This window comes from Caballeronia telluris (assembly GCF_001544495.1).
Taxonomy (GTDB): Bacteria; Pseudomonadota; Gammaproteobacteria; order Burkholderiales; family Burkholderiaceae; genus Caballeronia; species Caballeronia telluris.
In genome coordinates this window covers 1-1,975 of the sequence record NZ_FCNZ02000107.1, presented here as the reverse complement: position 1 = coordinate 1,975, position 1,975 = coordinate 1, and the positions used below count along the sequence as shown (strand labels likewise).

2 pseudogenes and 1 other annotated feature are annotated in these 1,975 nt (G+C 60.1%); both pseudogenes read left to right on the top strand.

Going from position 1 to position 1,975, the window contains the following annotated elements:
• Window positions 1-542: 542 nt before the first annotated feature.
• A pseudogene (gene istA, locus AWB66_RS32335) lies at window positions 543-1,304 on the top strand (IS21 family transposase); the annotation flags it as partial.
• Between the two features lie 50 nt (window positions 1,305-1,354).
• A pseudogene (locus tag AWB66_RS32330) lies at window positions 1,355-1,899 on the top strand (transposase); the annotation flags it as partial.
• Window positions 1,657-1,773, top strand: a sequence feature (AL1L pseudoknot). (Overlaps the previous pseudogene by 117 nt.)
• Window positions 1,900-1,975: the final 76 nt, after the last annotated feature.

Sequence of the window (1,975 nt, the reverse complement as noted above, 5' to 3'; positions counted from 1 at the left end):
GACCAGCCGTACCGAGCCGTCCGGCAAGCGCACTCGCGGCACCCGCACTTCCAGATAGCACTCGTGTTGGAAAAAATGCCTCTTTCGAATCTCGAGTGGGCGAGTGCCGGGTCAAGTGCGGGCGCAAGCCCGGCGAAGCGAACACTTGACGCGCGGCGGGTAGATAAGCTGAGGCAGGGCTGGTTGCGGCAGAATGAGGCAACCAGCCCTGCGAGACGAAGCGAACATGACGAATCAGCTCTTTGAAGCCGCCTTGGGAATCAATGTGCGTATTTCGGCGAACGTGATCACCGATTCCGGTTTAACGTGATCGGTTTAACGTGATCAGTGAATCCGGAGGAAGGTGATCAGTCATTTCGGTGGATGGTGATCGCTGATCACCCGTTTCCGAAACGACTGATCATCTTGCCGAAACAGGTGATCACGTTCCCGGAATGAGTGATCACTGGACCGAAACAGGAACGCTATTTCGGTCTGGCGGTGGTGTTGCGTATGACATCAACGACGGGCGTTAGCCTTGTCTCTTTTATAGGGGACAGGTAATGCCGGCACATCGGATGAGCATGCGCAAATTGAAAGAAGTCCTGCGACTGAAGTGGGTGTGCGGCTTGTCGCACCGCCAGATCAGCCGGGCCGCGGGTATCAGCGTGGGTGCGGTATCGGCGTATGCAGCGCGTGCAAGCGCGGCCAATCTGGACTGGGCGAGCGTCGAACCGCTGGCTGACGACGAACTCGAGGCCAAGCTGAGGCTGCCGGCCAATCAGAATACGCAGGCCCGGCGTGTCGAGCTGGACTACGCGCTCGTTCATCGCGAGTTGCGGCGCGCAAACGTGACGCTGCAACTATTGTGGGAGGAGTACGTTGAGGCGCACCTCGGCGAGCGTACCTACCGCTACACCCAGTTCTGCCAGCGCTACCGCGACTGGGCGCAGACGCTCAAACGTTCGATGCGTCAGCAACACCGCGCCGGCGAGAAGCTGTTTGCCGACTTTGCCGGGCACACCATGCCGATCCTGGACGGGCGCGGTGGCGTTGCGTTTCGTGCGCACGTGTTTGTCGGTGTACTCGGCGCATCGAATTACACGTATGCCTGTGCGACGAATTCGGAGGGCACGCACGATTGGATCGGCGGGCTTATCGGCGCCATGGAATTCTACGGAGGCGCCCCGAGCCTGCTGGTCCCAGATAATCCGCGCGCACTGATTGCGCGACCTGACCGATACGAACCGGGTCTTGGCCGTACGGCGCAGGAATTCGTGAACCACTACGCGACAGCGATGCTCCCAGCACGGCCAAGAAAGCCCTGAAGCGCACCGGGTTTTCCGGAGACCTTTACTCCTGAGAGAATAGAGTCATGGAAAACCTCGACAAAGCAAAACGGAAGACGGCGCCGAAATATTCGGCGGAGGTGCGTGAGCGCGCGGTTCGTATGGTGTTCGAGCATCGTGCGGAGTACGCGACGCAGTCGGAAGCAATCCAGTCGATTGCCGCCAAGATGGGTTGCTCACGCGAAACGTTAAGAAACTGGGTTCGTCAGGCTGAGAGCGATCGTGGTCTGCGCGCGGGCCCCAAGACGCAGGAGCAGGACCGCATCCGCGAGCTTGAACGTGAAGTCCGGGAACTGCGTCAGGCCAATGAAATCCTGCGCAAGGCCTCGGCATATTTCGCACAGGCGGAGCTCGACCGCCGACCGAAGTGATGATTGCCTTCATTGACGATCACCGGTCGGCGTATGGGGTCGAGCCGATCTGCAGGGTGCTGCCGATCGCCCCGTCGACGTATTACCTTCATTCGTCTCGACGCGCTGATCCGCGTCGGCTGCCGCCGCGCGCGCAGCGCGATGCACTGCTGTGTCAGCATATCCGGCGTGTATGGGAGGAGAACTTTCGGGTATATGGTGCGTATTTCGCGGAAGCTGGACACGCGTTTCGCTTGAAGCCGGACAGGTGTTTCGCGCGAAGCTGGACAGCCGGAG